The organism is Tabrizicola sp., from assembly GCF_031377265.1.
Classification (GTDB): Bacteria; Pseudomonadota; Alphaproteobacteria; order Rhodobacterales; family Rhodobacteraceae; genus JAUYQR01.
Window position 1 is genome coordinate 1 of record NZ_JANMET010000091.1, and the last position, 4212, is coordinate 4212.

Annotated in this window: 5 protein-coding genes; 4 read left to right on the forward strand and 1 reads right to left on the reverse strand. The window is 66.0% G+C overall.

All coding sequences use genetic code 11. The features are described 5' to 3' along the window. From uraD to RMO18_RS05565, 3 genes are all read left to right on the forward strand, one after another. Positions 1-1102 (forward strand): 2-oxo-4-hydroxy-4-carboxy-5-ureidoimidazoline decarboxylase (uraD, locus tag RMO18_RS05555; protein WP_309664449.1); only part of this gene is annotated, 1102 nt, incomplete at its 5' end. Then, the gene (locus RMO18_RS05560; RefSeq protein WP_309664452.1) at positions 1099-1929 is read left to right on the forward strand and encodes a bifunctional allantoicase/(S)-ureidoglycine aminohydrolase; all 831 of its coding nucleotides are present in this window, start codon (positions 1099-1101) and stop codon (positions 1927-1929) included. The genes uraD and RMO18_RS05560, both read left to right, overlap by 4 nt. Before the next feature lie 82 nt (positions 1930-2011). Then, the gene (locus RMO18_RS05565; RefSeq protein WP_309664455.1) at positions 2012-2488 is read left to right on the forward strand and encodes an ureidoglycolate lyase; all 477 of its coding nucleotides are present in this window, start codon (positions 2012-2014) and stop codon (positions 2486-2488) included. Between the two features lie 338 nt (positions 2489-2826). Here the strand turns inward: RMO18_RS05565 and RMO18_RS05570 are convergent, their stop codons facing one another. After that, positions 2827-3033: a cold-shock protein gene (locus tag RMO18_RS05570; RefSeq protein ID WP_309664457.1), complete on the reverse strand. Its 207-nt coding sequence runs from the start codon at positions 3031-3033 to the stop codon at positions 2827-2829. Between the two features lie 251 nt (positions 3034-3284). Between RMO18_RS05570 and RMO18_RS05575 the strand changes: the two genes are divergently transcribed. Continuing rightward, positions 3285-4212: Coenzyme F420 hydrogenase/dehydrogenase, beta subunit C-terminal domain (locus tag RMO18_RS05575; RefSeq protein WP_309664459.1), on the forward strand; the 928-nt coding region annotated here is incomplete at its 3' end.

Consider the following 4212-nt stretch of genomic DNA (forward strand, 5'->3'; position numbering starts at 1 on the left):
GGCCCGCAGCCCCGAACAGCTCGGCGCCATGCAACAGGCAGGCTGGGAAATCGCCTCGCATGGCCTGAAGTGGATCGACCACCGCGACATGCCCGAAGCGGAGGAACGCGCCCAGATCGCCGAATCCATCCGCCTGCACACCGAACTCACCGGCACAGCGCCGCGCGGTTGGTACACCGGTCGCACCTCGATGAACACCGTCCGCCTAACCTCTGAAACGGGCGCTTTCGACTGGATCTCCGACACCTACGACGACGATCTGCCCTACTGGCTGGAGGTGGGTGATCGCGACCAGCTGGTGATCCCCTACACGCTCGAAGCCAACGACATGCGCTTTGCCACAGCCCCCGGCTACATCGAAAGCGAACAGTTTTTCACATACCTGCGCGACAGCTTCGACACCCTCTATGCCGAAGGTGCCGCTGGCCGCGCCAAAATGTTTTCCATCGGCCTGCACTGCCGGCTGATCGGCCGCCCCGGCAAGATCGCCGGGCTCATCCGCTTTCTCGACCACGCCCAGCGCCATGACGGCGTCTGGTTTGCCGCCCGCCGCGACATCGCCCGCCACTGGGCCACAACTCATCCGCACCGCCGCATCGAACGCCCCAGCCAGATGACACTGGCCCGTTTCACCGAACGCTTCGGCGGCATCTATGAACATTCCCCGTGGGTTGCGTCCCGCGCCCACGCCCTTGAACTTGGCCCCGCGCATGATTGCGCCACCGGCCTCGCCCATGCCCTCGCCCGCGTGTTTCGCACCGCCTCCCCCGCTGAACGCCTCGCGGTCCTCAATGCCCACCCCGATCTCGCAGGCAAACTTGCGGCGGCCAAGCGGCTCACCGCCGACAGCACCGCCGAACAAGCCTCCGCCGCGCTCGACGCGCTGACCGATGCCGAACGCGCCAGCTTTCAGCGCCTGAACGCCGACTACACCGTCAAGCACGGCTTTCCCTTCATCATCGCGGTGCGCGACAATACCAAGGCCAGCATTCTGCAAGCCTTCCAGACCCGCCTCGCCAACGATACCGAACAAGAATTCACAAACGCTTGCGCACAAGTCGAACGCATCGCCGCCCTCCGCCTGAAGGATCAGCTTCCATGACCGGATACTACGCCCCCGAAGGCGGCCTGCCGCCGCAAACCCGGTTGATGACCGGGCGCGCCATCTTCACTACCGCCTATGCCGTCATCCCCAAAGGCTGCTTTTCCGACATCGTCACCAGCGCGCTGCCCGGCTGGACCCGGACCAAGCTTTGGCTCATCGCCCGCCCGATGACCGGCTTTTCCGAACCCTTCAGCCAATATGAGATGGAGGTCGCCCCCGGCGGCGGCTCCGACGCGCCTGATCCTGAAACCGGCGCCGAACACTGGCTGTTTTTCACCGGCGGCCTCGCCACCCTCACCCTCGGCGGCACCGGCTACGAAATGGACGCCGGCGCCTACGCCTACATCCCGCCCGGCACCCCTTGGACCCTCCTCGCCGAAGGCACCGCCCCCGCCCGCTTCCACTGGCTGCGCAAGCTCTATGAACCCAGCCCAGGCCTCGCCCCACCGGCGCCGATCGTAATCAACGAACGCGACGTGCCGCCAATCCCGATGCCCGATACCAATGGCGTCTGGGCCACCACCCGCTTCACCGACCCCGCCGATCTCCGCCACGACGCCCATGTCAATATCGTCACCTTCCAGCCCGGCGGCCTGATCCCGTTTGAGGAAACCCATGTCATGGAACACGGCCTCTACGTGTTGCAAGGCCGCGCCGTCTACAAGCTCAACCAGGACTGGGTCGAGGTCGAGGCCGGTGATTTCATGTGGCTGCGCGCCTATTGCCCGCAGGCCTGCTACGCCGCCGGCCCCGGCCCGTTCCGCTACCTTCTGTACAAGGACGTCAACCGCCATGCGCGCCTGCGCGGGCCCTTCACCCGCTGACCCTTCATCTGTCCCCAAATATCCCACGGGGAGCGCGAGGGGTGTGAAACCCCTCGCTCCCGCCGCAGCCAAGGCCCCGCCAATGCAGACCCTCCGCACCCAACCCCTCACCGCCAAGGCCTTCGCCCCCTTCGGCGACGTGCTCGAGGCCACCGGCGACCACCGGCTGATCAACGCCGGCCTCTGCCAGCGCTTCCACGACCGCGCCCGCCTCGACTTCGGCCCCGAGGCTCGCCCCGGCATCTCGATCTTCCAGGCCGAACCCCGCGCGCTCCCCTACCGCTTCGATCTGATCGAGCGTCACCCCGACGGCTCTCAGGCCTTCGTGCCGATGACCGAGCACCCCTTCCTAGTCATTGTGGCCGCCACCCCCGAAGCCACCCCGCTTGCCTTCCTCACCAACGGCGCGCAGGGCATCAACCTGCACCGCGGCACCTGGCACGGGGTGCTGACGCCGCTCCACGCCCCCGGCCTCTTCGCCGTGGTCGACCGCATTGGCACCACGCCCAATCTCGAAGAACACCGCTACAGCCAGCCATGGACCGTGCTGGTCGCCTGAATAACCAATGCCACAACGCGCCCGAATGCATTTGACCTCACCCGCGGTGACACGTTAGCGGCGGTGCACGACGCCGCCCGACAAGTGCTCACCGAGCTTTCGGATGATCGGCAAGTCCGGTCCCGCGCAAACAACGCCCCCCGTTCCGGCAGACCGCGGCTCAGATCGTCGAAGACGTTCGGACCCAAAGGTGCCTAACCACCAGAAATCTGTCCTGCGAGGCAAAGCCCAGCCTCCCGACGCATGACACTTCGCACGCAATCACCATCCGCTACCGCAAAACAAAACGGGGGCGGCCTTTCGGCCACCCCCGTCTCAAATCTCATAACGCGTAAGGCTTATGCCAGTGCGAGGTTGATCGCCGATTCGCGACCGTCACGGCCGGATTCCACGTCAAACGTCACAGCCTGACCGTCGTTCAGCTGACGGATGCCTGCGCGCTCCAGCGCGGTGACATGGACGAATACGTCCTTGCCGCCAGATTCCGGTGCGATAAAACCGAAACCCTTGGTTGCATTGAACCATTTCACGGTGCCTTTGGCCATCGTGAAGTCTCCTTCTAGTATCGCCACCCGCAGCATGCGGTGGCCCGGCTAAGTCCCCTCAAGATCGAGTAGTCTGAAGCCGCGAAGGAAACAGAGGTCGATAATAAGTGTTTCGCAGGGGCCACATGCGCCTTTTTTCGCACAAATGCAAGGGCTGCGCCGAAACTATCCCCGATCAGGCAAAACTCTGGCACCTTTTCGCCAACACTGTCAATCTGCGCTGACACTGTCTTTTCCGCCCAAAGGTGCCCATGCCCGCCCCTCCCGGTCTCACTGCCCCCGGCCTCACCGCCCCCAGCCTCACCGGCACCGCCCGCCCCGGCCTTTGCACCGATTGCGGCGTCTCGCGCCTCGGCGATGGCAAGGACTGCGGCCGCGCCTGCCAGTTCATCGCCCCCGATTACCCCGGCCTGGAAACCCGCAGCCACGGCCGCCCCGCCGACCCGCGCCTCGGCGAAGAGGCGTTCTTCGGCGTCATCCACAGCATGCACCGCGCCCGCCTCACGCCCGCTGCCCCCGGCGCGCAATGGACCGGCATCACCACCGCCCTGGCCGCCGCCCTGCTCGAAACCCACGCCGTCGACGCCGTCCTCACCGTCGGCCCCGATCCCACCGACCGATGGAAACCCCTGCCCGTCATCATCACCGACCCCGCCGCCATGGCCCAGGCCCGCGGCATGCGCATGGGCTACGCCCCCACCCTCGCCCTGCTCGAACCCGCCCGCGCCGCCGGTCACAAACGCATCGCCTTCATCGGCATCCCTTGCCAGGTCTATGCCCTGCGCGCCCTTGAACGCGACCTCGGGTTCGAGGCGATCCACGTCATCGGCACCCCCTGCTCCGACAACACCACCACCGCCAACTTCCACACCTTCCTGAACCTCCTCGACCCCGCCCCCGACACCATCTCCTACCTCGAGTTCCGCACCGACTACCGCGTGGAACTTCGCTTCACCGATGGCCGCCCCACCCGCCTCATCCCCTTCCTGCAACTGCCGATCAGCCAACTTCCCGCCGATTTCTTCCCCCTCACCTGCCGCACCTGCGTCGATTACACCAACCGCCTCGCCGACATCACCGTCGGCTACATGGGCGGCGATGGCGACCAGTGGTTGATCACCCGCAACCCCCGCGGCGCAGCCCTGCTCAAACTGATCGAGCCGCACCTCACCCTCCGCC

Bases quoted from the DNA above. Each gene is read 5' to 3' on its own strand.
- RMO18_RS05565 (WP_309664455.1), top strand. From the start codon at position 2,012: ATGCAGACCCTCCGCACCCAACCCCTCACCGCCAAGGCCTTCGCCCCC.
- RMO18_RS05560 (WP_309664452.1), top strand. From the start codon at position 1,099: ATGACCGGATACTACGCCCCCGAAGGCGGCCTGCCGCCGCAAACCCGG.
- RMO18_RS05570 (WP_309664457.1), bottom strand. From the start codon at position 3,033: ATGGCCAAAGGCACCGTGAAATGGTTCAATGCAACCAAGGGTTTCGGT.